Genomic DNA, 26,602 nt, shown 5'->3' with positions numbered 1-26,602 from the left:
CACACTGGGGCGGCCGGGGCGTCGGAGGTGGGATGGGGGCATGACCCACCGCACCCCGCCGCCCACCGCCACCGCGCCCGCGAGGCCCACCGCGCTCGCGAGGCCCGTCGAGCCCGCGAGGCCCACCGCGACCGCCCCCGGTGACGCGCCCGCCCCCGGCGACGAGGCCGACCCGCGCTGGTGGGTGCCGCCGCTCGTGGCGACCGTGCTGGCGCCCCCGCTGTCGTGGGCGGCGGCGGGCGCGGGCGGCATGTTCGCCGCCGTGCCCGTCTTCCTGATCAGCGGTTTCGTGCTGCCCTTCGCGTTCGTCGTACCGAGTTGGTTCCTCGCCCGCACCAGGCGCCGGCGCCGGACGCGGATCAGCCTCGCCACCGTGGCCTGCGCCGTGGCGGCGGGGTTCCCGACAGCGGTCAGCGGCGTCCTCTGGACGGTCTTCATCGTCATGCTGCTGACGGGAAACGTCCGCTCCTGACCGACCGGGACGACCCCGGGACGACCCCGGGACGACCCCGGGACTACCCCGGGACGACCCCGACCCCGGGACGACCCCGACACCCGGACGACCCCTACACCTGGTCGTCCGCCAGTTCCGCCACGCCCGTGATGCGGTGCAGGGGGTACGTGCGGACCTCGTCCGCCGTGTGGTCGTAGCCGGTCACGAAGCCGCCCTCCACGCGGACCGGGGCGATCACCCGCTGGCTCGCCGCGCCCTCCGCGTTCACGTAGCCGATCCAGACCGCCGAGCCCGTCATCGCCGCCGCCTGGACGGTCGCCAGGGTCTCCGCCGCCGACGTGCGGGGGAGCGTGCCCGCCGCCGTCGGGGCGGCCGGTTCCCGCCGTACCGCCGTCGCCGCCCGGTCGCCCGCCCGGATCGCCTTGACCGCGGCGCCCAGCAGGGTGGCGTCGGGCGCGGGCGGGCCGTCCGGGACCGGCACCGGGGCCGTACGGGCCGAGGTGCGGTACGCGTCCGCGCGGGTGACCAGGACGTCGCCCGCCGCCGACTCGGCGGCCGGCGCGTACCCCATCGACCGCAGCCCTTCGAGGAGCGACGCCGGGTCCGCCTGCGCCGCGAGCACCGTCGGCGCCAGCTTCCGCAGCCCGAGCGAGGCCGAACGCCGGTCGGCCAGGATCTCGCCGAGGACCGTGTCGTCGTCGCAGCGGACGTACGCGGACGCCGCCCCGACCCGCAGGTGCCCGTGCCGTCGCGCCACGTCGTCGACGAGGTACGCGAGCGGCTGCGGCACCGGCGTACGCGAGTGCGCCTTGAGGAACTCGTGCAGGTCGGTGGCGGTCCGCCCGGAGTCGAGGGCCCGCCGCACGGACCCGGGCGTGAACCGGTAGACCGTCGCGCCACCCTTCGATTCCACGTCCGCGAGGACGGCGAGCGCGTCGGCCAGCGGCCGCCGCAGCGGCCCGGGCGCGACGGCCGTCAGGTCCGCCTGGAGGAGTACGTGGTCGACCGCCTCGGGCAGCAGCGGCGCGAGCAGCGTCGCCGCCCGCCCGGCCGCCACCGACAGTTCGACGCCGCCGCCGGGCTCGCCCGCGTCGGCGGCCTCCGCGAGCGGGAGGTTCAGCAGGGCCCGCGCGGGCCCCGACAGGGCGCCCCGGCCGGTCAGCCCGAGGAGTTCCGCCTCGGCCAGCGTCCACCGGGCCAGCCGCGACCGCAGGTCGGTGGGCGCCGCGGCGGGCCGCGCCGCCGGGTCCTCCGCGCGGGACTGCGCCGCGCCCCTCAGTGGCCGCTCCCAGCGGAGCCGGGCGAACAGCGTCTCGGGGTCGGCGGCCGAACCCGGCGGCAGCGTCGCCAGGAGCGTCAGGACCCGGTGCCGGACCTCGGGGGCCGGCGCGCGGTCCAGGTCCGGGCCGAGCGCCGAGAGCGCGCGGCCCTTCGCGTCCTGGCCGCCGACCAGGCCCGCCGTGCGGGTCGCCGTCAGCCAGGGCGTGACGAGCAGTGCCCAGCGTTCGGCGGGCGGCAGGTCCAGCCAGTCGTCGTAGGCGGGCGTCGGCGCGTACCGCTCGTCCGCCTGGCCGTCCGACGCGAGCAGCCCCGCCGCGTAACAGAGCTCCAGCCAGAACGAGGCCGTCTCCTCCGTGACGTCGAGGGCCGCCGCGGTCCGCTTGAGGTCCCGTACCGACAGACCGCCCGCGCGCAGCACCTGCGGCCCGCCCCGGTCCCAGGACTTCAGCAGCTCCTCGACGGTCGCGAGCGCCAGCTGCGCCTGTCCGGCCGCCGCGCTGTCCACCACCTGTGGGCGGTACTCGCGCCGCACCGAGAGCACCGGCGCCGTCGGCTCCGGCGTCCGGTGCGCCCGCCCGCCCCGCAGATGCAGCGCCACCTCGCGCGGCAGCACCATCGTCCGCGCCGACACCGGGAGGAGCAGGCCCCGGTCGCGCAGCCAGCGCACCGGAGGCGCCGGGTTCGCCGTCACCTCGCCGTACGGCGGCCCCCACACCAGCCGGTCCAGGACGGCCAGCGCCTCCGGAGCCGCCGTGTCCAGCAGCGCGCCCATCCGGGCCCCGTCCGTGAAGAGACCCGTGAGGGCCGCGACCGCCGACACCGGGTCGTGCGTCGCGGGCAGCCCCGCCGCCGCGATGATCTCCTGCACCCGGCCCGGCGACATCCCCGACGTCGCCTCCGCGACCGTCGGCCCGAGCCCCGTCGGCGAGGGGTGCTGCGCCGACGGCGCGAGCAGCTCCCGCGCCGTCCGCACCAGCCGCAGCCGGTCGTCCTCGCCCCACAGCATGGCCTGCTCGCGCAGCAGCGTCACCGCGCCCGGCAGCGCCGCCTCGATCTCCGGATCGCCCTCGTCACCGGCGAGCAGCCCCAGGAGTACGGAGTACGGGGCGGGGTCGGGGGCGACGGCGAGCGCTTCGGCCGTCTGGAGGGCGAACCGGTCGAGCCGCTCCAGGGCCCGCACCACCGAACCCCGCGTGCCGGCGCGCGTCGCCAGCTGCGTCAGGTCGTTCGGCACCGGGTTCAGCAGGTCGGGCCGGGCGCGCAGCAGTGCGGCGAGCCCCTCGTCGCCCCGCGCGCGCAGCGCCTCCGCGAGCGTGCGGGGCGCCGCGGCGGCGCCAGTTACCTCGGGCACGTGCGCCTCCCGGTCGAGCTCACCGATCCCCATCCGGACCACGTTAGCCGCTGCGCAGGCGCTAACGTCGGGCCGTACCGGGCGAACCGGCCGTGGAGGGGCACCGTGGGGATCGAGAGCGACCAGTTGGTCTACGACTATCTGAGCCGGGTCGGCGATCTGGCACAGCAGCGGCAGCTGCCGGCGAGCGACCGGATGCGGTTGGTGTCGACGCTCCGGAACGAGATCGACCGGCGGCGCGCCACGCACGGCGAGGAGAGCCCGGCGGCGGTACGGGGCATCCTCGGCGCGCTGGGCACACCGGACGAGGTGGTGGAACGGGCGGGCGGGCCCGGCAAGGCGTCCCCGGCTCCGGCTCCGGTGCCGGAACCCCGTAAGGGGGAGCGGCCGGGGAAGGGCTCCGGCGCCCGGATCCCGGGCCGCCGCCGCCCCGGGGACGGCCCGGCGCCCGAGGGCCCCGCGCCCGCGCCCCGAGGGTCCGCACCGGAGCCGCGTACGTCCGCCCCCGGCGGGGCCGCGCGTGACGGGGCCGCGCCTGACGGGTCCGTGGCCGGCGGGTCCACGTCCGGCGGGTCCGTGTCCGGCGGGTCCACGCTCGGCAGGACTCTGTTCGGCAGGCTCAAGCCCACGAAGCTCACGAAACCCACGAAGCTCACCAAGTCCGCCAAGCCCACCAAGCCCACCAAGCCCACCAAGTCCGCCTCCGTCCGTCCCGCCTCACCGGACGCGGCCCCCACCGACCCGGCCGGCCCCACCGACCCGGCCGGTGGCACCGACTTCCTCGGCACCGGCGTCCTCGGCGCCGACGACGGCGTTTCGGACTGGTGGCGGGTCGACGCCGCCGCGGGGCTGCCGGGTTTCGTCGGCGGAGTCGAGCGCCCGGACCTCTTCACGCCGCCCGTCCCCGACGACGAGGAGGCGGAGGACGAGGGCGCGGAGGACACCGCCCCGGGGAAGCGCCGCCGCCTCGCCCGTGTCCTGCGCCGCCGCGCGCCCGAGACCCCCGCGGCGGTACCGGAGGCGGAGCCGGAGCCCGAGGCGGCGCCCGCCTCCCGCCTCCGGCTCGCGAACCCCTTCGTCCTGCTCGCCGCACTGCTCCTGATCGGCGGCGCCGTCTTCGGTTCCCTGGTCGCGCTCGCGGCGGGCTGGCTCATCGCGTACGCCTCCCGCCGGCTGACCCCCGGCGAGGCGAAGGCCGCCGTCCTGGTGATCCCGGGTCTCGCCGTCGCCTCGGGCGTCGTGTGGCTGTGGGGCCGGGTGGAGGGCCGCTGGGGCGCTCCGGTGGTGGCGGGCGGTGAGGCGATGGGCGCGGCGGTCTCGGAGACCTGGCCCTGGGTGCTGCGGGGCGCGGCGATCGCCTCGGCGCTGTTCCTGCTCTGGCGCGCCCGCAGACGCTAGAGGGTGTCCGGAAGGTCCCGCCCGGCCCGCGACGCCCGGCACCTGGGGGGCCCGTCGACCGGGTGGGGCCGGCCTGGCCTCGGCCGGGCCGGGGGTCGGGCCGAGGCGTCGGGCCGGGGGTCGGTGTAAGCGGCACCCAATATTCGAACGCCCGGTCCCGGGTCCCCCAGAATGGCTGTCATGAGCTCCCTGACGACTTCAGAGACCACCCCGCCGCCCGCCGCCCCGCCCACCGTCGGCTTCGACCTCGACCTGACGCTGATCGACACCCGCCCCGGCATCAAGGCCGCCTGGGAGGCCTTCTCGGCCGAGACCGGTGTCCCGGTCGACGCGGACCTCGTCGTCAGCCGTCTCGGGCCGCCCCTGGAGCACGAGATGGCGTACTGGGTCCCCGAGGCGCTGGTCCCCGAGATGGTGGCCCGCTACCGGGCGCTCTACCCCACGTACGCCATCGAGCCCTCGGCGCCGATGCCGGGCGCCCGGGACGCGATCCGCGCCGTCCGCGAGGCGGGCGGCCGGACGATCGTCGTCACCGCGAAGAACGGCCCCCACGCCGAACTGCACCTCGCGCACCTCGGCATCGAGCCGGACGCGGTCGTCGGCGGGCTGTGGGCCGAGGGCAAGGCGGAGGCCCTGCGCGCCCACGGCGCCCAGGTGTACGTCGGGGACCACGTCGGCGACGTCCGGGGCGCGGCGGCCGCGCACGCCCTCTCGGTGGCCGTGGCCACCGGCCCCTGCGCCCCCGAGGAGCTGAAGGAGGCCGGCGCGGACGTGGTCCTGACCGACCTGACGGACTTCCGTCCCTGGTGGGAGGGCTACCTGGCCTGAACCGTCGGGGCCGACCCGCTGCGGGCCTGCCGCCGCTGGGCCGCGATCGAGCGCAGCACGCCGGCGGCGGCGACGGCGAATCCGACCCCCATCAGCATGGAGACGGTGTAGGCGACGGTGGGGAACGGGTCGGTCCCGAGGAACAGCGGAGCCACGGTGACCAGTGTGGCCACGGCGCCGATCGCGAAGAGGACGACACCGGCCTTGACGAGGCCGTCTCCCGGAGCGCTGTCGTTCGCCGGTGCGGCGGGGGTTTCACTACGCATCCGGCCAGGGTAGTTCCCAGGCCACGGGAACACATCGGCGACGTCGTGTCACCGGCCTCCGGACCACTAGCCTTGGTGGCGGCGGGTCGGTCGGCCCGCTGTTCACCACCCCCCCCCATCGACGAGGACGAGGACGAGGACAGACGTGCCTACCGGCAAGGTCAAATGGTTCAACAACGAGAAGGGCTTCGGCTTTCTCTCCCGCGACGACGGCGGCGACGTCTTCGTCCACTCGTCGGTGCTCCCTGCCGGAGTCGACGCGCTGAAGCCGGGGCAACGGGTCGAGTTCGGGGTCGTCGCGGGCCAGCGCGGCGACCAGGCCCTGTCCGTCACGATTCTCGACCCGACCCCGTCCGTCGCCGCGGCGCAGCGCCGCAAGCCCGACGAACTGGCGTCCATCGTGCAGGACCTGACGACGCTCCTGGAGAACATCACCCCGATGCTGGAGCGCGGCCGCTACCCGGAGAAGACCCAGGGGAAGAAGATCGCGGGCCTGCTGCGGGCGGTCGCCGACCAGCTGGACGTCTGACCGTCCCGGTCACGGGTCGCCCTCGCGGGGGCGGCCCGGCTACGGGAAGGCGAGCGCGTCCGGGCCGAGGGGCGGTACGAGTCCCTCGGCCGCGGCGCGGGTGAGCAGCCCGCGGACCGCCGCGTATCCGTGCTCGCCGAGGTCGGCCGTGAACTCGTTGACGTACAGGCCGATGTGCTGGTCGGCCACGCTCGGGTCCATCTCCTGCGCGTGCTCCAGGACGTACGGGCGGGAGGCCGTAGGGTCGTCCCAGGCCATTCGCACGGACGCGCGGGCCGCGTCGGCGAGCCGCCGCAGGGTCTCGGCGCCGAGGGAGCGGCGGGCGACGATCGCGCCGAGCGGGATCGGCAGTCCGGTGGTGGACTCCCAGTGCTCGCCCATGTCGGCGAGGCGGTGCAGCCCGTAGTTCTGGTAGGTGAAGCGGGCCTCGTGGATGACGAGTCCCGCGTCGACCTCGCCGTCGCGGACGGCGGGCATGATCTCGTGGAACGGCATCACGACCACGTTCCCGACCCCGCCGGGCACCTTCTCGGCCGCCCAGAGCCGGAACAGCAGGTACGCGGTGGAGCGCTCGCTCGGCACCGCGACCGTCCTCCCCGCGAGGTCGGCCCCGGTCGCGGAGTCCCGGGTGAGGACGAGCGGCCCGCAGCCCCGGCCGAGGGCGCCGCCGCAGGGCAGCAGCGCGTACTCGTCGAGGATCCACGGCAGCACGGCGTACGACACCTTCAGGACGTCGTGGTCGTCGGTGCCGCCCTCGGCCCAGCCGTTGGTGACGTCGATGTCGGCGAAGGTCACGTCGAGCCGGGGGGCGTCCGGGACGCGGCCGTGGGCCCAGGCGTCGAAGACGAAGGTGTCGTTCGGGCAGGGCGAGTAGGCGATCTTCAGCTTGGTCACGGCGAGGGCTCCACGAGGACGGTCGGGCTGAGCAGCGCGAAGGTGTGCCGGAGCGCGTCGAGGGCCTCGCCGACGCGCCAGGCACCGCGGTCGCGGGGGCCGACGGCGTTCGACACGGCCCGGATCTCGACGACGGGCACGCCGTACGCGGCGGCGGCCTCGGCGACGCCGAAACCCTCCATCGCCTCGGCGGCGGCCCCGGGGTGGCGGTCCGCCAGCTCGGCGGCGCGTCCGGCGGTGCCGGTGACGGTGGAGACGGTGAGCACGGGCGCGACGGCGTGCGGCCGGCCCCCTGCGTCAAGGGCGGCGGAGATACGGCCGGTCAGGGCCTCCGGCACGGGGTGCGCGGACCGCCCGAAGCCGAGCTCCTCGACGGTCAGGTACCCGTCGGGGGTCTGTGCCCCGAGGTCGGCGGCGACGACGGCCGTCGAGACGACGACGGAACCGAGGGGCGCGAGGGGCTGGAACCCGCCGGCGATGCCGGCGGAGACGACCAGGTCGTAGGGGGCGCCGTCCGGGCCGGTCAGCGCGGCGTACGCGAGGGCGGTCCCGGTCGAGGCGGCGACGGCGGCCGGTCCGACCCCGCCCACCAGGACATCGGCCCGGACAGAGGCGTCGGCGGTGTCCGTGTGGCGGCGCAGGACGAGACCCCCCGGCAGCGGGAGGAGCACGGGGCCGCCGAGGCAGAGGCCGAGGCCGGCGGAGACGGAGTCCGCCTCCGCCGCCACGGCCGTCACGATCAGGATCCGGTGGACCACCGGAGGATCAGGATTCCTTCTTCAGCTGGAAGTGCCAGATACCGGTCAGCTTCTTGCCGGTGTTCTCGACGATGGTCACCTGGGTGTTGTCCGGGGCCTCGCCACCACCCTGGGCGGAGAAGAAGGCGCTCGCCGGAATGGTCCGGTACGTCTTCTTGTACGGCTCGGGCTCGGCCTGCTGGCCGCCGAGGAAGATCGTCCAGCCGTTGTCCGCGATCTCGGGGTCGACCCCGAAGCGGATCTTGTCGTCCATCGCCACGGTGATGGACTTCTCGGCCTTCTTGTTGAGGCACTGCTGGATCTGCGACTCCTTGATGGCGTCGCCGTTGTTGTAGCAGGAGGCCTCGGAGTGAATCGAGTCGGACCCGACCGTGACGGTCGCGATCGGAGTCGGCTTGTCGCAGGCGGAGAGTACGAGGAGCCCGGCGGAGACGGCCCCGAGGGCGACGGCGGCCCGGCGGCGCGAGCCGGAGAAGAACGCAACGGTCATGAGCCGAAGGCTATCGGGCCGCCGCGCCCACGCCACGCGGGGGTACGGCGTGCCGCTGTCCGGTCCCGGAAGGGTTCGCCGCCCGGGCCGGATCGTGTCCGGAAAGTCCCGCCCGGCCCGCGGCGTCCGGCGGCGCTCCCCTCCGGGCACGACCTACGCCACGTGGGCCTTGGAACGCCCCTTCGCCCCCGGCCGGCGGCGGGCCGCCGCCAGCAGGCCGCGGACCGAGAGGAGCGCGCCCAGGGCGAGGAACCCGGCCGCCACCGCCATGCCCAGCGTCCCGTTCAACGGCAGCGCGATGCCGATCGCGCCGCCCACCACCCAGGCCATCTGCAGCGCCGTCTCCGAGCGCGCGAACGCCGAGGTCCGTACGACCTCCGGCACGTCCCGCTGGATCAGCGCGTCCAGGGACAGCTTCGACAGGGCCTGCGTGAGGCCCGCGACCGCGCCCAGGATCGCCACCATCACCCCGCCGAAGAAGATCGCCGCGCAGATCGCCGTACCGCAGACCACGCTGATCATGGTGGCGATGATCACCTCGGGCCCGTGCCCCCGGTCCCGGAGCAGCGAGCCCACCGCCGTCCCGCACGCGTTCCCCACGCCCGCCGCCACGCCCACGATGCCCAGCGAGACGGCGGCGCTCTGCCCCGACAGCGGGTGTTCGCGCAGCAGGAAAGCCAGGAAGAAGATCAGGAAACCCGACAGCATCCGCTGCGCCGCGTTCGCCTCCAGACCGTGCAGGACCGACGGCCCCACCGTCCGCAGGCTCGGCTTCCGCTCGCCGTGCGTCAGCAGGTGCGCCCGCCGCTCGCCCTTCGCCGAGTCCACCTTCGGCGGCATCCGCAACGCCCAGAACGCCCCGAGCAGGAACAGCGCGCACGCCCCGTACAGCGGATACCGGGGCCCCAGCAGCTGGAGCCCCGCCCCGATCGGCGCGGCGATCCCGGTGGCGAGCAGCCCGGCCAGGGTCACCCGCGAGTTCGCCTTCACGAGCGAGAAGTCCGGTGGCAGGAGCCGTGGCACGACCGCGCTGCGCACCACGCCGTACGCCTTCGAGGCCACCAGCACCCCGAGCGCCGCCGGATACAGCTCGATCCCGCCGGTGGCGACCGCCGCCGACATCATGATCGCGAGCACCGCGCGGGTCAGCATCGCGCCCGCCATCGCCGCCCGCCGCCCGTGCGGGATCCGGTCCAGGAGCGGACCGATCACCGGGGCGAGGAGCGTGAAGGGGGCCATCGTGACGGCCAGGTAGAGAGCGACGCGCCCCCGGGCCTCGTCGGTCGGCACCGAGAAGAACACGGTGGAGGCGAGGGCGACGGTGATCATGACGTCCCCGGCGCCGTTCACGGCGTGCAGCTCGATCAGTTTCCCGAGCCCCGACTCGCCCGCTCCGTGCGCGTGCGTCGCCTTCCGGATGCCCTTCGCGGTCCCCGTGAACGGCAGGTGCAGGGCGCGGCCGACCCTCCGGCCCGCTCGGCGGAGCGGTCCGGCATGATCTTCGGATCGTGCGGGGGACCGTGCGTCTGCCACTCCGTCATAGTGCCCCACCGGCACGCCGGACGAACCGTGGCGCGACGGTGAAGCAGCTCACGACCACCTCACGACCACCTCGCGTCACCGTCGCCCGCCCCCTCCGGACCCCTTCCGGACCGCCTCCGGACCCCCTCCGGACGTCCGCGATCCGGGCCACTTGGGGCGGGCAGGTGGGCTGAGGCCCGCGAACGGGGTAGCGTGCGTAGCGCGTCACCGGCGGAAGCTCTCGGCCGCGCGCCTCTTCGGCATCCCGCAGAATGGATGGCGATAGGTGTGCCCGAGACACGCGAGACAGGTCGGGTGCGCGGACGTCGATGCGGCCCACAGGTCCGCTCCGCCCGCCGCCCGTGGCTTCGCTCCCGCCCCTCGGCCGGCGCACCCGTGAGACGGCGTAGGAGAGAAGCGAGACCTGTGAGTGCTGCGACGACGCGAAGCGGTACCCCGCGTACCCCGCGAGCCACGCGTATCCCCGACCGCCTGTGCGCGGAGGCCGTAGACCTCGCGCGGGAGGCCGCCGAGGAGGCGGCCTTCCCCGGAATCGTCGGCGCCCACGTCGAAGCGGTCGCCGAGGGTGACCGGGTCGTCACCCATTACTTCGAGTCCAAGGAACCCGGCTACCGCGGCTGGCGCTGGGCGGTGACGGTCACCCGCGCCTCCCGCGCCAAGAACGTCACGCTTGACGAAACCGTCCTGCTGCCCGGCTCCGACGCCCTCCTCGCCCCCGAGTGGGTGCCGTGGAGCGAGCGGCTCCGCCCCGGCGACATGGGCCCCGGCGACCTGCTGCCGACCGAACAGGACGACCTGCGCCTGGAACCCGGCTACTCGGGCGAGGACGTGCCGCCGCCGAACTCCGCGGTGTCGGAGGAGCTCGCCGACCACCTCGACGTCGAGGACGCCGAGATCGTCACCCGCACCCCGTCGCGCGGCACGATCGCCGCGATCGCCGACGAGCTCGGCATGCGCCGGGCCCGGGTCCTCTCCCGGTACGGCCTGCACCTGGCCGCCGACCGCTGGGACGAGGCCTTCGGCGCCCGCACCCCGATGGCCCAGGCCGCCCCGGCCACCTGCGAGTCCTGCGCCTTCCTGGTCCCGCTCGACGGCTCCCTGAAGCAGGCCTTCGGCATCTGCGCCAACGAGTTCTCCCCGGCCGACGGCCGGGTCGTCTCCCTCTCGTACGGCTGCGGCGGCCACTCGGAGGCCGCGATCATGCCGAAGCCGCCGCGGCCTGCGCCGCCGGTGCTCGACTCGATGGCGACGGACGCGTTCCCCCTCCGCCCGGCCGAGGACTCCGGCTCCACCATGGAACCGGACGCGACGTCGGAAGACCTGGGCCACTCGTAACACCGAGGCCCGACGGCCGAGGCGCGCCGCGCCCCGGGCCCGCCGGGTGCGCGTGCCGCGCCGCCCGCACCCGGGCCGCGCCGCGCCCGTCGGGCGCCGCCGGCGCGCAGGCGGCCGTGGGCGCGGCGCGACCCGTTGGGCCCCGGCCCGGCAGGAGTGGTGGCCCGCCGCGTGGCCGCCGGGGCCGTCGCCGACGACCCCGCCCGGCAGGGCGTCCGGCCCCGGTCGGCGCCCCCGCACGCCCCCACCCCCACCCGCGCCCCCGCCCTCACCGGATCCTGGCGCGCGATACCTTCGGGCCCCCGGGTCCTGAGGTCCGGGGACCGATCATCGCCCCGCAGAGTGGAGTCAGACGTGAGCGTCAGCGTCCGGACGACGACCGACGGAACCGATCCCTTCGGCACCGCCCGGCTGCGGCGGGGGGTGCTCGACGCCTGGGGCGCGTCGCCCGCCCGGTTCCGGGAGGACGCCAACGCCGAGGAGGACCTCGCCCTCGGCGGCTACCGCGACCGCCTCGTCGTGGAACTCGCCCAGAACGCCGCCGACGCCGCCCACCGCGCCGGCGTCACCGGCCGTCTCCGTCTCACCCTCCATCCGGCGGACCACGAGGGCCCGGCGGTCCTCGCCGCCGCCAACACCGGCGCCCCGCTGGACGCGGCCGGCGCCGAGTCGCTGTCCACGCTCCGGGCGTCGGCGAAGCGCGAGCAGACGGACGGCGCCGTCGGCCGTTTCGGCGTCGGCTTCGCCGCCGTCCTCGCGGTCACCGACGAGCCCGCCGTCCTCGGCCGTCACGGCGGTGTCCGCTGGTCCCTCGCGGAGGCCCGCGAACTGGCCGCCGGCACCGCCGAGTCCAGCCCGGGCCTCGGCGACGAACTGCGCCGCCGCGACGGCCACGTACCCCTGCTGCGGCTTCCGCTGCCCGCCGAGGGCACCGCTCCCGACGGCTACGACACCGTCGTCGTCCTCCCGTTGCGCGACACGGCCGCCCGCGACCTGGCGGAGCGCCTCCTCGCCTCGGTCGACGACGCTCTCCTCCTCACCCTCCCGGGTCTCGCCGAGATCGTCGTGGAGACACCGGAGGGGGTACGGACCCTCCGCCGCTCCGAGGACGACGGCTACGTCCGGATCGAGGACACCGGCACCGACACCGACACCACCACCCATCGCTGGCGCACCGTCTCCCACGGCGGCCCCCTCGACGCCGAACTCCTGAAGGACCGCCCGGTCGAGGAGCGCCTCCGCCCCCACTGGTCGGTCACCTGGGCCGTACCCGTGGACGTGGAGGGAGCCCCGCGCTACCCGCGGACGACTCCGGTGGTGCACGCCCCCACGCCCACCGACGAACCCCTCGGCATCCCCGCCCTCCTCATCGCCTCCCTGCCGCTGGACACCGCCCGGCGGCACCCGGCGCCCGGCCCGCTCACCGACTTCCTGGTGCAGCGCGCGGCCGACGCGTACGCCGAACTCCTCGCCGAATGGCAGCCGGTGACGACCGCCACGCTCGACCTCGTCCCCGGTCCGCTCGGCAAGGGGCCCCTCGACGGGGCGCTGCGCGAGGCGATCCTGGACCGGCTGCCGAGGGTCGCGTTCCTGGCGCCGGCCGCGCCCTCCGAGGAGCTTCCGGCGCTCCGCCCGATCGAGGCGGAGGTCGCGGAGGGAGCGGGCGCGGACACGGTGGACGTCCTCGCCGAGGTGTTCCCGACCCTCCTCCCGGCCGGTCTCGAACGGCGTCCGGAGCTCCGGACCCTGGGCGTCGGCCGCGTCCCCCTCACCGAGGCGATCGACCGCCTGGCCGGGGTGGACCGGGCCCCGACGTGGTGGTGGCGGCTCTACGACTCCCTCGCCGGCGTCGACCCGGACCGCCTGTCGGGCCTCCCGGTGCCGCTGGCGGAGGCGGACGCGGCGGAGGGCGCCCGGATCCGTACGGCGATCGGCCCCCGCCAGGTCCTCCTGCCCCAGGACAGGACCCCGGCCGAGCTGACCCGCCTCGGCCTGAAGGTCGCCCACCCGGAGGCCGCCCACCCGCTCCTGGAGAAGCTGGGCGCCCTGCCCGCCACGCCCCGCGCGGTCCTGACGACCCCGCAGGTACGGGCGGCGGTCGCGGCCTCCCTCGACGCGGGCGAGATCTGGGACGAGGACGGGGACGCCCTCGACGCGGACGAACTCGTCGAGACCGTCCTCGCGCTCGTACGGGACGCGGAGCTCGACCCTGGCGAGGAGCCCTGGCTGGGCGCCCTGGCCCTCCCCGACGAGGACGGCGAACTCTCCCCGGCGGGCGAGCTGGTGATGCCCGGCTCGGCGTTCGCCGCCGTCATGCGCACGGACGAACTCGCCCACGTCGACGCGGACCTGGCCGCCCGCTGGGGCGAACAGCCCCTCGCCGCCTGCGGAGTCCTCGCCACCTTCGCCCTGGTCCGCGCCACCGACCTGCTCCTCGACCCGGACGAGGTCGAACCCCGCGAGGGCGACTACCCGGAGCCCGACGACGCCGGACTCCTCGACGCGGTCGACGTGTGGTGCGAGGACGTCCTCGACCGGCTGCCGGAGTCGCCGGTGCCGCCGGTGGCGACGGAGATCGTGGCCGTACGGGACCTGGACCTGGTCGCCGACGACGCCTGGCCACAGGCGCTCGCCCTCCTCGCCCGCCCGCCGCTGCGGGACGCCCTGACCCAGCCCGTACGGGTGCTGCTGCCCGACGGCACGACGGAGACGGTCCGCTCGTACACGGCGTGGTGGCTCCGCGACCACCCCGTCCTCGACGGCCGGCGCCCGGCCGGACTGCGCGCGGAGGGCTCGGACCCGCTCCTGACCGGCCTGTACGACTCCGCCGACGCGACCGGCTTCGAGGACGAGCAGGTCCTGCGCGCCCTGGGCGTCCGCACCTCGGTCGCGGCCCTCCTCGACGAGCCGGGGGGCGCGGCGGAACTCCTGACCCGCCTGGCGGACCCGGAGCGCGAGGTCACGGACGCCCAACTCCACGCCCTGTACACGGCCCTGGCCGACCTGGACCCGGAGCAGGTGACGCTCCCGGACGAGGTGCGCGCGGTCGTGGACGGCGCCGTGGTCGTCGTCGACGCGTCGGAGGCCATGGTGGCCGACGCCCCGGACCTCCTGCCGCTGGCGGGCGGCGTGCCGCTGCTCCCGGTGTCGCCGTCGCGGGCGGCGGACCTGGCGGACCTGTTCCAGGTGCGGCGCCTCAGCGAGGCGGTGGCGGCGGAGGTGGCGACGGTGGGCGAGGAGCACGAGGTGCCGGAACCGGTCCGGACCCTCCTGGGCCCGTCGACCCCCACCACGTACGTCGAGCACGAGGAACTCCTGGCGGCGGGCACCGAACTCGACTGGCGCCGCACGCCGGACGGCACGGTCCACGCCTCCACCCTGGAGGGCGTGGCGGCCGGCCTGGCCTGGGCGGCGGGCCAGTGGCCGCGCCGCTTCGAGGTGGCGGCGCTCCTGGAGGACCCGTCGAGGACGGCGGAACTGGCGAGGGACCGCTGGTTCGACTGAGCGGGACCACCGGGCGGTGACACGCGGGGACGCGGGTCTCGGAGGCCCCGGAGGGCTCCAGAGCCCTCCGAGGCCTCAGGAGCCCTCCGGGGTCACTTCCCGCGGGGTGCGAGGGAGCAGGCGCCGTCCGCGCACCGCCGCTCCAGACGGCCCCGGGAGACGGTCTGCACCAGGCCCACCATCCAGCAGGTGGGGCAGCCCCGGAAGGCGATCAGGGCCAGCGGGGCCGCCAGCAGGGTGACCGGGCCGGCCAGCGGCACCAGGGCGACCGAGGCGATGACCAGCCCGAAGCCGAGGGCGCCGCGTGCCAGGTGGCGGGGGACGGAGGCGCTGGCGAAGTCCCTCCGGGGCGGGGTGGTGGTCACGGTCGGGCGTCTCCTTCGGTCGCTGCCAGGGAGTGGCGCAGTGCCGCGCGGGCGCGGTGCAGCCGCGACTTCATCGCGGCCGTGCTGAGGCCGAGCGCGTCGGCGACGGTCCTGCCGGGCAGGCCCTGGACGTCCCGCAGGACGAGGACCTGCCGCTGGTCGAGGGGGAGGGCGCGGAGCGCGGCCGCGATCCGCTCCGCCTCCAGTCGGCGCAGTACGGCGTCCTCGGCGGACGCCTCGGGCTCGGCCGAGGGTTCCTCCTCGCTCCGCGCGACGAGGAACCGCACCTGCCGGAGGCATTCGTTGCGCACGATCCGGAACATCCACGAGGCGAGCGCTCCGGTGGCCCGCAGGGTGCCGATCTTCCGGTAGAGGATGATCAGCGCCTCCTGCGCCGCGTCCTCCGCGTCCTGCGGCGAGGAGCACAGCGAGAGGGCGAACCTGCGGACGTGGGGCTGGGACTCCATGACGACGGTGGTGAGCGACGTGAGGTCGCCGCCCTGGGCGGCCCTGATCAGCCGCTCGTCCGGCCAGGTGAAGCGCCGGTTCGCCCGTGTACGCATGCCGTGAGCCCCCCGCGCCCGGACGCCGCTCAGCGCCGGCCCTTGGAGCGCCGCGTCAGATGCCAGCCGCAGGCGCCGACGAGCAGCGCTCCGATCACGACGAGTCCGGCGATCATCATGGGTGTTTCCTCCCGCTCCCACCGGCCCGTGCGGCCGGTACGGGGACAGGAGACGGCAGACCCCGAAAAGGATTCACCGCCGACCCCGCGTCCGCCCTACGCCGGGAACCGCCGGTCCACCCAGCGCCAGGTGACCTCCAGGAGGAGGCCGCCCGCCGCCGCGATGAGGACGGCCGCCCACGGCATCGTCGTGCCCACCAGTTTCAGGGCGAAGAAGTCCTGGAGCCAGGGCACGACGAGGACCAGGAGGAACGCGCCGCCCATCGTGGCGACCAGGGTGAGGCGCCACCAGGTGTACGGGCGGGCGATGATCGCCAGGACCCACATCGAGACCAGGAAGAGAGTGAGGGTGGCGGCGCTGGTCTCGGCCTCCAGGGCCCCTTCGCCGCTGTAGTGGTGGCGGGCCAGGAGGTACGTGGTGAAGGTGGCCGCCGCCGCGATGACGCCGCCGGGGATCGCGTACCGCATGACCCGCCGTACGAAGTTCGGCTTCGCCCGTTCCTTGTTGGGGGCGAGCGCGAGGAAGAACGCCGGGACGCCGATCGTCAGGGTGGACAGCAGGGTGAGGTGGCGGGGGAGGAACGGGTACTCGACCTGCGAGCACACCACCAGGACCGCCAGGAGGACCGAGTACACCGTCTTCGTGAGGAAGAGCGTGGCGACCCGGGTGATGTTGCCGATGACCCGTCGGCCCTCCGCCACCACCGACGGGAGGGTCGCGAAGGAGTTGTTCAGGAGGACGATCTGGGCGACCGCCCTCGTCGCCTCCGAGCCGGAGCCCATCGAGACGCCGATGTCGGCGTCCTTGAGGGCGAGCACGTCGTTCACGCCGTCGCCCGTCATGGCGACCGTGTGGCCGCGGGACTGGAGCGCCGCCACCATGTCCCGCTTCTGCTGCGGCGTGACCCGGCCGAAGACCGCGTTCTCGTCGAGGACCTTCGCCATCTCCTCACGGTCGGTGGGGAGGGTGCGGGCGTCCACGGTGTTCGCCGCGCCCGGCATGTCGAGCTTGCCGGCCACCGCGCCGACCGACACCGCGTTGTCGCCCGAGATGACCTTGGTGGCGACGTTCTGGTCGGCGAAGTAGGCGAGGGTGTCGCCGGCGTCGGGCCGGAGCCGCTGCTCCAGCACGACGAGGGCGGTCGGGCGGGCGTCGGCGGCGACCCCGGGGGCGTCGAGCTCGTGCGCCGTACGGGCGAGGAGGAGGACCCGCAGGCCCTGTTCGTTGAGGTGGTCGATCTCGGTGAGGGTGGGGTCGCCGACGGGCAGGAGCACGTCGGGCGCGCCGAGCAGCCACGTGGAGTTCTCGCCGGCGCCCTCGCTGAACGCGGCGCCGCTGTACTTCCGCGCCGAGGAGAACGGCAGCGCCTCCGTGCACCGCCACTCCACCGTGTCCGGGTAGGCGTCGATGATGGCCTGGAGGGAGGCGTTGGGGCGGGGGTCGGACTCGCCGAGCGCGCCGAGCACCTTGCGCACGTACGTCTCGTCCGCGCCGTTCAGCGGCCGGAGCTCGGTGACGTCCATGCCGCCCTCGGTGAGCGTGCCCGTCTTGTCGAGGCAGACGACGTCGACGCGGGCGAGGCCTTCGATGGCGGGCAGCTCCTGCACGAGGCACTGTTTCCGGCCAAGGCGTACGACTCCGATCGCGAAGGCGACCGAGGTGAGCAGGACGAGCCCCTCGGGGATCATCGGGACGATGCCGCCGACCGTACGGGCGACCGCGTCCTTGAAGTTGTTGTCCTTGACGACGAGCTGGCTGATGACGAGCCCGATCGCGGTCGGGACCATCATCCACGTCACGTACTTGAGGATCGTGGAGATGCCGCTGCGCAGCTCGGAGTGGACGAGCGTGAAGCGGGACGCCTCCTCGGCGAGCTGCGCCGCGTAGGCCTCGCGGCCGACCTTGGTGGCGGTGAAGGCGCCGCCGCCGGCGACCACGAACGAGCCGGACATCATCCGGTCGCCCGGCTTCTTCACGACGGGGTCGGCCTCGCCGGTCAGCAGGGACTCGTCGATCTCCAGGCTGTCGGCCTCGGCGACCTCGCCGTCGACGACGACCTTGTCGCCGGGTCCGAGTTCGATGAGGTCGCCGAGGACGATCTCGGCGGTGGAGATCTCGGCGGCCGTGCCGTCGCGCCGGACGGTCGGTTTCGCCTCGCCGATGACGGCGAGTCCGTCGAGCGTCTTCTTGGCGCGGAGTTCCTGGATGATGCCGATACCGGTGTTGGCGATGATCACGAAGCCGAAGAGGCTGTCCTGGATCGGCGCGACGAAGAGCATGATCACCCAGAGGACGCCGATGATCGCGTTGAAGCGGGTGAAGACGTTGGCGCGGACGATCTCGGTGGTCGAGCGGGAGCTCCGTACCGGTACGTCGTTGACCTCGCCGCGCGCGACGCGTTCGGCGACCTCGGCCGAGGTGAGGCCGGCGGGCCGGTGGACCACGGGTGGGTCCACCGCCTCGGTCTCGCTTCCGGCCGTGTCGATCTTCGCCCGCTGAGTCATGTTCTCGACGGTACGACCGGAACCATTCGTTCACCTGCCGAGAAGGGCGAAGATCAGACCGGGGGAGGAGGGGAATGGTCCCCTGGTGCTACGCGGGGCGCTACGAGCCGGGGCGGCCCCCCGAGCCGGGGCGGCCCCCCGAGCCGGGGCGGCCCCCCGAGCCGGGGCGGCCCCCCGAGCCGGGGGCGCGTCACGGTCGGGGGTGTGTCACGCGCGGGGGGTGTGTCACGCGCCGGGGTGCGTCTCGGGGGTCCCGGCCGGTTTCGCCGCCTGTGCCGCCGCGTGGCGCTTGAGCGCCGCGTCCCGCTTCCGTACGTACCAGATGCCGATCAGTCCCAGTCCGGCGCCGGCCAGGCAGGTCCAGACCCACCAGGTGAGGTCCCGGTCGTCGAACCAGCCGTAGAACGGGACCTGGACGAGGAAGAGGACGAACCAGAGGATCGTTCCGCCGATGATGGTGGCGACGACGGGCCCTTCGAGGGGCTCGGGTGCCTCGTGCTTCGGTGTCCACTTCGCCATGGGGTCAGTCTAGGTGGCGGGAATCCGGACGCGTCTGCCCATGGACCACGCGGGTCCGCCCGGGCCGGGCCCCGCCGTCCACCCGTGTCCCGTGGGGGGTCTACGCGCGGAGATGGACGCTCCCTCATTCATGTGTTCATACTGAAACGGTTTGCCTCTGGCGGGTTTCCTTCGTATGAACCGCCAAAACGGACGTCTCCCGAAGAGGAACCCACCCCCATGAGCACCACGGCCACCGCCAAGGCCACTTCCCCCGAGAGCCCCGATCCCTCGACCTCGGGCCTCGACCGCTACTTCAAGATCTCGCAGCGCGGCTCGACCGTCGCCCGCGAGGTACGCGGCGGCTTCGCCACGTTCTTCGCGATGGCCTACATCATCGTGCTGAACCCGATCATCCTCGGCAGCGCCAAGGACATGTACGGGCACCAGCTCGACAGCGGCCAGCTCGTCACCGCCACCGTCCTCACGGCGGCGTTCTCGACGCTCCTCATGGGCGTCATCGGCAACGTGCCGATCGCCCTCGCCGCCGGCCTCGGCGTCAACACGGTCGTCGCGCTCCAGCTCGCGCCGAAGATGTCCTGGCCCGACGCCATGGGCATGGTCGTCCTCGCCGGTGTCGTCGTGATGCTGCTCGTCGCGACCGGTCTGCGCGAGCGCGTGATGAACGCGGTCCCGGTCGGCCTGCGCAAGGGCATCGCGATCGGTATCGGCCTCTTCATCATGCTGATCGGCCTCGTCGACTCGGGCTTCGTCTCCCGCATCCCCGACGCCGCGCACACCACCGTCCCGCTCCAGCTCGGCGGCGACGGTCACCTCACCGGCTGGCCGGTCCTGGTCTTCGTCCTGGGCACGCTCCTCACCCTCGCGCTGATCATCCGCAAGGTGCCGGGCGCCATCCTCATCTCCATCGTCGTCATGACGATCGTGGCGATGGTGATCAACGCGGTCGCGACCGTCCCGTCCTGGGGTCTGACCACCCCGGAGTGGCCCGGCAACCCGGTCGCCTCGCCCGACTTCGGCCTGGTCGGCGAGGTCAGCCTCTTCGGCGGCTTCGAGAAGGTCGGCTACCTGACCGGCGTCCTCTTCGTCTTCACCGTGCTGCTGTCCTGCTTCTTCGACGCGATGGGCACGATCCTCGGCGTCGGCGACGAGGCCAAGCTGATCGACAGGGACGGCAACTTCCCCGGCATCAACAAGGTCCTGCTCGTCGACGGCCTGGCCGTCGCCTCCGGCGGCGCGACCTCCTCCTCGGCCACCACCTGCTTCGTGGAGTCCACCGCGGGCGTCGGCGAGGGTGCGCGTACGGGGCTTGCCTCGGTCGTGACCGGTGGTCTGTTCTCGGTGGCGCTGTTCCTCACGCCGCTGGCCACGATGGTTCCGTCCCAGGCGGCCACCCCCGCGCTCCTCGCGGTCGGTTTCCTGATCCTGGCCGGTTCGATCAAGGACATCGACTGGAGCGACTTCACCATCGCGGTGCCGGCGTTCCTGGCCATGGTGATGATGCCGTTCACCTACTCGATCACGAACGGCATCGGCATCGGCTTCATCGCGTTCAGCGTGCTGCGTCTCGCGGCCGGTCGGGGCCGTGAGGTCCCGGCGGCCATGTACGTCGTGTCGGCGGTCTTCGTCTTCTACTACGCGATGCCGGCGCTCGGCCTGACGTGATCCCGGGGTGAGGCGGCCGCCGCGCCGTCCGTCCCGTCACCGGCGGGGGCGTCGCCGTCGGCCGCCCCGTAGAACTTCTCCGTCTCGTCGACGGCGGTCTTGAACCGCTCGTCGAAATCCTCGCGAATGAGCGTCCGGACGACATAGTCCTGGACGCTCATTCCTCTTTTCGCGGCGTGACTCCTGAGCCGGTCGAGCAGCTCACCGTCGATGCGCAGGCTGAGCACTGTCGATCCCATGCCGTTCAGGGTCGGGGCAGCCGGGGCCTCTTCGCGTCACTTTCCGGATCCGACTCACTCGTTTGGGTGATACATGGATGCGGAAGCGTGATCCGCGCGCGCTCGGTTCACTCGGGGGCGCGTGCGTACGGGCGCATTCGGGTGTGACGCGCGCTACGTCGGCGCGTTCCCGTTGGTATTTAGACAGAGTAATGAGTTAGGCTAACAAACATGCCTGACCTGTCCCACGGCACCGCCGGCGACGCCGCGGCCGTGAACGCGCTCCGCTCCTCCGTCATGCGACTGGGCCGACGCCTCAAGCACCAGCGCGTCGACGAGTCGCTGAGCCCCACCGAGATGTCGGTGCTCGGCACCCTCGCGCTCTGCGGCTCCGCCACCCCCGGCGAGCTCGCCCGCAAGGAGCACGTCCAGCCGCCGTCGATGACCCGCATCGTCGCGCTGCTCGAAGCCAAGGGACTGGTCCGGCTGGAGCCGCACCCCGACGACCGCCGGCAGAAGGTGGTCAGCCCGACCGAGCAGGCCGAGGCCATGCTCGAAGAGTCCCGCCGCAAGCGGAACGCCTGGCTGGCCACCCTCGCCGAAGGCCTGGACGAGGACGAATGGGCCAAGCTGCGCGCCGCCGCCCCCGTCCTGGAGAAGCTCGCCCACCTGTAATCCACGCGCCAAGGAGGCGACGCACTTTGAGTACGGGACCCGGAGCAGACTCCGCACCCGTCCACAAACCCACCCTCAAGACCCGTGGGCGGGGGGAAACCTTCTCCTCGCTCCGTATCCGCAACTACCGGCTGTTCTTCACCGGAGCGATCGTCTCCAACACCGGTACGTGGATGGCCCGTATCACCCAGGACTGGCTGGTCCTGAGCCTCACCGGCTCGGCCGCCGCCGTCGGCATCACCACAGCCCTGCAGTTCCTGCCGATGCTGCTCTTCGGCCTGTACGGCGGCGTCATCGCCGACCGCTACCCGAAACGGCTCCTGCTGCTCTTCAGCCAGGCCGCCCTCGGCCTCTGCGGCCTCGCGCTCGCCGTCCTCACCCTCTCCGGCAACATCCAGGTCTGGCACGTCTACCTGATCGCCTTCCTCCTCGGCATGGTGACGGTCGTCGACAACCCGGCCCGGCAGTCCTTCGTCTCCGAGATGGTCGGCCCCGACCAGCTCCGCAACGCCGTCTCCCTGAACTCGGCCAACTTCCAGTCCGCGCGGCTCGTCGGCCCCGCCGTCGCCGGTGTCCTCATCGCCGGAGTCGGCAGCGGCTGGGCCTTCCTCCTCAACGGCCTGTCCTTCCTCGCGCCCCTCGTGAGCCTCCTGCTCATGCGGACGAGCGAACTCCACAAGGTGGAGCGCGCCCCGCGCGGCAAGGGCCAGCTCCGCGAGGGCCTGCGGTACGTGGCCGGGCGGCCCGACCTGATCTGGCCGATCGTCCTCGTCGGCTTCATCGGCACCTTCGGGTTCAACTTCCCGATCTGGCTCACCGCCTTCTCCGGCGACGTCTTCCACGTCGGCGCCGGTACGTACGGCTTCCTCAACACCCTCATGGCGGCCGGCTCCCTGGTGGGCGCCCTCGCGGCGGCCCGGCGCGGCTCGACCCGGCTGCGGATGCTGGTGATCGCGGCGGCCGTCTTCGGTGTCCTGGAGATCGTGGCGGCCCTGTCGCCCGCCTTCTGGATGTTCGCGCTGCTGCTCGTACCGATCGGCATGATCGGCCTCACGGTCAACATCACCGCGAACTCCGCCGTCCAGATGGCGACCGACCCGGCCATGCGGGGCCGCGTCATGAGTCTCTACATGATGGTCTTCGCCGGCGGTACGCCGATCGGCGCGCCGCTCCTCGGCTGGGTCACCGACACGTACGGCGCCCGTGTCGGCTTCGCCACCGGCGGCGTGATCTCGCTGACGGCGGCGGTCGTCGTGGGTCTCGTCCTGGCCAGGGTGGGCGGCCTCAAGGTCGCCTGGGGCTGGAGCCACGGCCACCCGCAGGTCAGGTTCGTGGCGCGGGAGCGGCTGGCGACGGCCGCGTGAGGGGTACGGGGGCGGGGCGCGCGGCAGGTGGGCGAGCCCGAGTCCCTCGGTGTTCCCGGATCACGTACAACCCTTGCCGTCCCTCGAAGGTCTGACCGGTCGTCGCGTGCGCAACGGCGCACGTGACGACCGGTCCACTGGGGGGACGGCGCGGGTGCACTCCGCGCGCCCCCGCCGACGCCGTCGGCGGGAGCGCCGTCGGGTGGCACGCGAGGCTCTCCGGGCCGTGCCCGGAGCCTTGGCCCCCTCCCGACTGCAGAACGGATAGCAGTGTTCCCTTCCCGCATCACCGGCCGCCGGCTGGCCGCCGCGACCCTCGTCCTGTCCACCGTCACCGGTGCTCTGGCCGCCGCCCCGGCGTTCGCGGCGCCGGCGACGGGCGCGCTTGCCGGCGGCGCCGCCAACGCCGGGGCGGAGCAGCAGGACGTCTTCGACCTGCCCCACGGTTCGACCCTTCGAGGCAACGGCCCTTCGGGCTTCCTCACGTCACACGAGGACTCCTCCGACGGAAAGACCGTGTACCGCTGGACGCGGTACGAGGACGGCTCCGTGACCACGCTGCCCACGGGCAGCGGCCCGATGCCCCGGGAGTACGAGGGCGGCGTCCGGTCGGACGTCGTCGTCGGGTCCAGTGCCACCGCCACGGGGTTCGTCCACACCCTGTACGACATGGGCTCAGGGGACACCGGCCCCGTCGTGATCGACGCGAGCCACCTGGGCTTCACCAGCACCTTCCGGTTCCTGGCCGGCTCCACCGTCGTCGTGACCGCCCGGCAGCCCGACGGCGGCACCGCCGTCCACCTCCTCAGCAGCAAGGACGGCCGGACCGTCGACAAGACGGTGCGGGGCCTCCCCGACGTGGCGACCCCTCTCTGGTACGACCTGGTCGCGCCCGGCACCCTGCTGATCAGCTACCGGCATCCGGACGAGATCGACAGGCGCGCGGCCCTGGTGGACATCGCCTCCGGCGCGGTCGTGGAGGACCGGTCCCTGACCAGGACCTCGCACCAGGGCGATGCCGCGGCGTCCGCCACGCACCTCGCCTGGGCCGAGACTCCCGCCTTCGGCGACGAGACGGCCCTGCGGGTGGCGCGGCGAGGGGAGGAGGCCTCGGAGCGCATCCCGCTCGGGAAGGGCGTCTCGCTCGCCGTCGAGTTCCTGGGCGACTGGGTCGCGTACGGCCTCACCGACTACAGCACCACCACCTCCCCCAACCCGCTGCACGCCCTCACGGCCCGCTCGATGAAGGACGGCCGGACGGTCGAGCTGCTCGACCTGGTGAGCGACATCCGCAGCGACGGCGACGACGCGATCCTGGTGCAGGGCGCCACCGTCGAGGACGGCGAGGGCATCTACCGGATCACCGTCGGCCCCGAGGGCGACCCGGTCGTCACGCGCCTGGCGCGCACCGGCCGCCCGGTCGTCCTGCAGCTGACCGGCCAGAGCGTCCCCACCACCGTCGACTTCAGCAAGGCCGCTCACCCCGTGCTGAGCTGGAAGTTCGCCGCGTCGGTCAACGCCGTCGTGCGGGTCGAGCTGACGCACAAGGCATCGGGAAAGCGGTGGACCACGAGCACGACCATGGGCGACAACGGACACGCCGGAGTGCTCTGGAACGGCCTGTTGGACGGCGGCACCGCCGCCCAACTCGGTACCTACACGTGGCGGATGACAGCCCGGACCGCGTACGACCTCGGCCCCGTCCACGAGCGGAGCGGCACCCTCACCGTGGTCGGTCCGCACGCGCCGCACGGCTTCACCAACAGCAGCTCGCCCGACCTGCTCGTCAAGGACGGCGGCAGCCTGACCGCCTATGACGCCAAGCAGGTCCTGGCATGGGGGTCCGCGCCGGCGAAATGGGCCATGGACAGCGGATGGGACGCGTACGACCAGCTCGTCACGCCCGGCGACATCGGTGGCGCGGCGAACGCGGACGTGCTGACCCGCGACCGGTCCGGCGTCCTGTGGCAGCACCTGGGCACCGGCGACCCCAAGAACCCCTTCGCCCCCCGCACCCGTGTCGGCACCGGCTGGCAGGCGTACCGGCTGATCACCGGAGGCTCCGACCTCACTGGTGACGGCCGGCCCGACCTGACCGCCGTCGACAAGACCGGTAACCGCTGGCTCCACAAGGGCACCGGCGACTGGAGCAAGCCCTTCGCCCCCCGCGTGAAGACGGGTTGGGGCTGGGGCGGCTACAACCTCGTCACCGCCACCGGCGACATCGGCGGCGGCCGCGCCGGTGACCTCGTCGCCCGCGACAAGGACGGCGTCCTCTGGCTCCACCTCGGCAAGGGCGACGGCACCTTCGCGCCGCGCACCCGCATCGGCGGCGGCTGGAACCGGTTCGCCGTGATCACCGCCGTGGGTGATGTCGACCGTGACGGGCGGCCGGACCTCGTCGCGAAGGGGCGTCCGGGCGTGGACGGCGATGTGCTCGCGTTCTACCGGGGCACGGGCCAGTGGGCGACGCCGTTCAAGTACCCCGTGAAATTCTCCATGCGGGAAGTCCCCTGGAACCGGGGCCCGATCCTGTACTGACCCGCCCCGGAGACCTGCCCTACCAGGAGCCCGCACGCGGACGCCGGACAGGGCGCCGGTGGCTCCGGGCAGGGTTCCGGGCGGTGGCGCCCGGCCGGTGGCTTCCCGCAGGGCTCCCGGGGGCCTCTCAGACCCGCCGCTCCAGCACCTGTCCCTCCCAGCCGTCGACCGCGAAGGTCTCCGTGCGGGTGAAGCCCCGGCCCTCGTAGTACGCCACCAGCCGGCCCTCGCTGCCCGCGAAGCAGTCCACCCGCAGCAGCGACACCCCCTGCCGCCGGGTCTCCTCCTCCGCGTGGGCCAGCAGCGCCGCCCCCACCCCGTGGCCGTGGAACCGCGCGTCGGTCGCGAGGAGCCGTACGTACACCTCGGGCTCGGCGGCCGGCGGCACGTGCCGGCCCGGGTGCGGCGTCAGCGTCATCGTGCCCGCCGGTACGCCGTCGACCTCGGCGATCCACGGATCGCCCTCGGACATGGTCCGCCGGACCTGCTCCACCGCCCCGGGCCGCCCGGAGAACGACTCGGTGCCCCACTGGGCGGTGATCCCCATGCCGTTCAGCCACACCACGGCACTGTCGAGGACGCCGAGCACCGTGGGGAGGTCCTCCGCCGCGCCCTTCCTGATGCTGATCTTCATTCGGACGAGGCTAGTCGTACAGCCATGCGACGAGCCCTCGTGGCCCCGGCCCGGGTTCTCCCCGACCGGGCCGGGCCCTGCCAGACTCCCCCCATGAGGCTTTTCGCCGCCGTCCTGCCGCACCCCGAGCAGCTGGCCGAGCTCGGACACGTCGTGGACCGTCTGCGCGCGCTGCCCGGCGCCGACGGGCTCCGCTGGACCTCGCGGCCCGGATGGCACCTCACCCTCGCCTTCATGGGCGAGGTCGACGAGGAGCTGCTGCCCGAGCTGCGGGTCCGGCTCGCCCGGGCCGCGCACCGCACGCCGCCGTTCCCGCTGCGGCTGCACGGCGGCGGTCACTTCGGCCGCCGCGCGCTGTGGGCGGGCGTGGCCGGGGACCTGGACGAACTGCGGCTGCTCGCCGAGCGGGCCGACGCCGCCGCGCGCCGGGCCGGGATCGCCATGGAAGAGCACCGCCGGTACCAGGCGCACCTGACGCTGGCCCGGGCCCGCGCGGAGGAGCTGGACCTGCGCCCCTTCCTCGACGGGCTCTCCACGTTCGAGGGCGCCCGCGTACAGGTCGGTGAGCTGGCGCTGGTCCGCTCGAACCTGCCGGTGAGCGGGGTGCCGGGCGAGCAGCCCCGGTACGAGAGGGTCGACGGCTGGCCCCTTGAGGGGCGCGAGAGGCGGCCGGGTTAACCTCGACGGGTGGATCCCAAAACCCGTAACCGCATCATGGCCGGTGTGCTCGTACTGATGTTCGCGATCATCGCGGTGGCTTCCGTGACCGGTCAGTAGCCGTCCGCCACCGCCGTCCCCGGTTGT

Annotated in this window: 24 protein-coding genes; 11 read left to right on the top strand and 13 right to left on the bottom strand. The window is 73.9% G+C overall.

Annotated elements, in window-relative coordinates:
- Positions 1–40: 40 nt before the first annotated feature.
- Positions 41–472: a hypothetical protein gene (locus tag ACRRSS_RS33320; protein ID WP_435974721.1), complete on the top strand. Its 432-nt coding sequence runs from the start codon at positions 41–43 to the stop codon at positions 470–472.
- Positions 473–566: 94 nt separating this feature from the next.
- Here the strand turns inward: ACRRSS_RS33320 and ACRRSS_RS33315 are convergent, their stop codons facing one another.
- A complete protein-coding gene (locus ACRRSS_RS33315; protein WP_435974720.1) occupies positions 567–3,119 on the bottom strand; it encodes a helicase-associated domain-containing protein in 2,553 nt (850 codons plus the stop codon).
- A gap of 72 nt (positions 3,120–3,191) precedes the next feature.
- Here ACRRSS_RS33315 and ACRRSS_RS33310 point away from each other — a divergent pair, with 72 nt between their 5' ends.
- Both ACRRSS_RS33310 and ACRRSS_RS33305 read left to right on the top strand, forming a co-directional pair.
- The gene (locus ACRRSS_RS33310; protein WP_435974719.1) at positions 3,192–4,484 is read left to right on the top strand and encodes a hypothetical protein; all 1,293 of its coding nucleotides are present in this window, start codon (positions 3,192–3,194) and stop codon (positions 4,482–4,484) included.
- A 180-nt stretch (positions 4,485–4,664) separates the two neighbouring features.
- On the top strand, positions 4,665–5,312 hold the full coding sequence (locus ACRRSS_RS33305; protein WP_435974718.1) for an HAD family hydrolase: 648 nt from the start codon (positions 4,665–4,667) through the stop codon (positions 5,310–5,312).
- On the opposite strand, the gene ACRRSS_RS33300 is transcribed toward ACRRSS_RS33305, so the two are convergent.
- A complete protein-coding gene (locus tag ACRRSS_RS33300; protein WP_435974717.1) occupies positions 5,300–5,578 on the bottom strand; it encodes a hypothetical protein in 279 nt (92 codons plus the stop codon). The genes ACRRSS_RS33305 and ACRRSS_RS33300 overlap by 13 nt on opposite strands.
- A gap of 145 nt (positions 5,579–5,723) precedes the next feature.
- Here ACRRSS_RS33300 and ACRRSS_RS33295 point away from each other — a divergent pair, with 145 nt between their 5' ends.
- Positions 5,724–6,107: a cold-shock protein gene (locus ACRRSS_RS33295; protein ID WP_351903669.1), complete on the top strand. Its 384-nt coding sequence runs from the start codon at positions 5,724–5,726 to the stop codon at positions 6,105–6,107.
- Positions 6,108–6,146: 39 nt separating this feature from the next.
- Here ACRRSS_RS33295 and ACRRSS_RS33290 read toward each other — a convergent pair whose 3' ends face one another.
- The 4 genes from ACRRSS_RS33290 to ACRRSS_RS33275 form a co-directional block, all read right to left on the bottom strand.
- Positions 6,147–7,001 carry a 1,4-dihydroxy-6-naphthoate synthase gene (locus ACRRSS_RS33290; protein WP_435974716.1) on the bottom strand — a complete coding sequence of 285 codons (855 nt, stop codon included), beginning with the start codon at positions 6,999–7,001 and terminating at the stop codon, positions 6,147–6,149.
- Positions 6,998–7,759, bottom strand: coding sequence for a futalosine hydrolase (locus ACRRSS_RS33285; RefSeq protein WP_435974715.1), 762 nt, complete (start codon positions 7,757–7,759; stop codon positions 6,998–7,000). The genes ACRRSS_RS33290 and ACRRSS_RS33285 overlap by 4 nt, the downstream gene beginning before the upstream one ends.
- A 7-nt stretch (positions 7,760–7,766) precedes the next feature.
- Complete coding sequence (locus ACRRSS_RS33280) at positions 7,767–8,249, bottom strand: DUF2771 domain-containing protein (protein ID WP_435974714.1); 483 nt, start codon at positions 8,247–8,249, stop codon at positions 7,767–7,769.
- A gap of 153 nt (positions 8,250–8,402) precedes the next feature.
- A complete protein-coding gene (locus ACRRSS_RS33275) occupies positions 8,403–9,782 on the bottom strand; it encodes an MFS transporter (RefSeq protein WP_435974713.1) in 1,380 nt (459 codons plus the stop codon).
- 414 nt (positions 9,783–10,196) lie between these two features.
- Between ACRRSS_RS33275 and ACRRSS_RS33270 the strand changes: the two genes are divergently transcribed.
- Both ACRRSS_RS33270 and ACRRSS_RS33265 read left to right on the top strand, forming a co-directional pair.
- Positions 10,197–11,126 (top strand): DUF3027 domain-containing protein, encoded by a 930-nt coding sequence (locus ACRRSS_RS33270; protein ID WP_435974712.1) that lies wholly within the window; start codon positions 10,197–10,199, stop codon positions 11,124–11,126.
- A gap of 342 nt (positions 11,127–11,468) precedes the next feature.
- A complete protein-coding gene (locus tag ACRRSS_RS33265; RefSeq protein ID WP_435974711.1) occupies positions 11,469–14,630 on the top strand; it encodes a sacsin N-terminal ATP-binding-like domain-containing protein in 3,162 nt (1,053 codons plus the stop codon).
- 92 nt (positions 14,631–14,722) lie between these two features.
- Here the strand turns inward: ACRRSS_RS33265 and ACRRSS_RS33260 are convergent, their stop codons facing one another.
- From ACRRSS_RS33260 to ACRRSS_RS33240, 5 genes are all read right to left on the bottom strand, one after another.
- On the bottom strand, positions 14,723–14,995 hold the full coding sequence (locus ACRRSS_RS33260; RefSeq protein ID WP_435974710.1) for a hypothetical protein: 273 nt from the start codon (positions 14,993–14,995) through the stop codon (positions 14,723–14,725).
- Complete coding sequence (locus tag ACRRSS_RS33255) at positions 14,992–15,558, bottom strand: RNA polymerase sigma factor (RefSeq protein WP_435974709.1); 567 nt, start codon at positions 15,556–15,558, stop codon at positions 14,992–14,994. Before ACRRSS_RS33255 ends, ACRRSS_RS33260 begins: the two co-directional genes overlap by 4 nt.
- Positions 15,559–15,587: 29 nt before the next feature.
- Positions 15,588–15,677, bottom strand: a complete 90-nt coding sequence (locus ACRRSS_RS33250; RefSeq protein WP_435974708.1) for an LPXTG cell wall anchor domain-containing protein — start codon at positions 15,675–15,677, stop codon at positions 15,588–15,590.
- 96 nt (positions 15,678–15,773) lie between these two features.
- On the bottom strand, positions 15,774–18,182 hold the full coding sequence (locus ACRRSS_RS33245) for a cation-translocating P-type ATPase (RefSeq protein ID WP_435974707.1): 2,409 nt from the start codon (positions 18,180–18,182) through the stop codon (positions 15,774–15,776).
- Positions 18,183–18,407: 225 nt separating this feature from the next.
- On the bottom strand, positions 18,408–18,701 hold the full coding sequence (locus ACRRSS_RS33240; RefSeq protein WP_435974706.1) for a DUF2530 domain-containing protein: 294 nt from the start codon (positions 18,699–18,701) through the stop codon (positions 18,408–18,410).
- Between the two features lie 219 nt (positions 18,702–18,920).
- Here ACRRSS_RS33240 and ACRRSS_RS33235 point away from each other — a divergent pair, with 219 nt between their 5' ends.
- A complete protein-coding gene (locus ACRRSS_RS33235; RefSeq protein WP_435974705.1) occupies positions 18,921–20,366 on the top strand; it encodes an NCS2 family permease in 1,446 nt (481 codons plus the stop codon).
- Here the strand turns inward: ACRRSS_RS33235 and ACRRSS_RS33230 are convergent.
- Positions 20,336–20,605, bottom strand: a complete 270-nt coding sequence (locus ACRRSS_RS33230; protein WP_435974704.1) for a hypothetical protein — start codon at positions 20,603–20,605, stop codon at positions 20,336–20,338. The genes ACRRSS_RS33235 and ACRRSS_RS33230 overlap by 31 nt on opposite strands.
- Positions 20,606–20,815: 210 nt before the next feature.
- On the opposite strand from ACRRSS_RS33230, the gene ACRRSS_RS33225 reads away from it, so the two are divergent.
- From ACRRSS_RS33225 to ACRRSS_RS33215, 3 genes are all read left to right on the top strand, one after another.
- Complete coding sequence (locus tag ACRRSS_RS33225; protein WP_435974703.1) at positions 20,816–21,259, top strand: MarR family winged helix-turn-helix transcriptional regulator; 444 nt, start codon at positions 20,816–20,818, stop codon at positions 21,257–21,259.
- Between the two features lie 26 nt (positions 21,260–21,285).
- Positions 21,286–22,623 carry an MFS transporter gene (locus ACRRSS_RS33220; protein WP_435974702.1) on the top strand — a complete coding sequence of 446 codons (1,338 nt, stop codon included), beginning with the start codon at positions 21,286–21,288 and terminating at the stop codon, positions 22,621–22,623.
- 270 nt (positions 22,624–22,893) lie between these two features.
- Positions 22,894–25,164 (top strand): FG-GAP repeat domain-containing protein, encoded by a 2,271-nt coding sequence (locus ACRRSS_RS33215; RefSeq protein ID WP_435974701.1) that lies wholly within the window; start codon positions 22,894–22,896, stop codon positions 25,162–25,164.
- 127 nt (positions 25,165–25,291) lie between these two features.
- On the opposite strand, the gene ACRRSS_RS33210 is transcribed toward ACRRSS_RS33215, so the two are convergent.
- A complete protein-coding gene (locus ACRRSS_RS33210; RefSeq protein WP_435974700.1) occupies positions 25,292–25,798 on the bottom strand; it encodes a GNAT family N-acetyltransferase in 507 nt (168 codons plus the stop codon).
- 93 nt (positions 25,799–25,891) lie between these two features.
- Between ACRRSS_RS33210 and thpR the strand changes: the two genes are divergently transcribed.
- Positions 25,892–26,476 carry an RNA 2',3'-cyclic phosphodiesterase gene (thpR, locus tag ACRRSS_RS33205; RefSeq protein ID WP_435974699.1) on the top strand — a complete coding sequence of 195 codons (585 nt, stop codon included), beginning with the start codon at positions 25,892–25,894 and terminating at the stop codon, positions 26,474–26,476.
- Positions 26,477–26,602: the final 126 nt, after the last annotated feature.

The organism is Streptomyces sp. Qhu_M48 (assembly GCF_051305195.1).
Taxonomy (GTDB): domain Bacteria; phylum Actinomycetota; class Actinomycetes; order Streptomycetales; family Streptomycetaceae; genus Streptomyces.
This window is presented reverse-complemented; position numbering and strand designations above follow the sequence as displayed.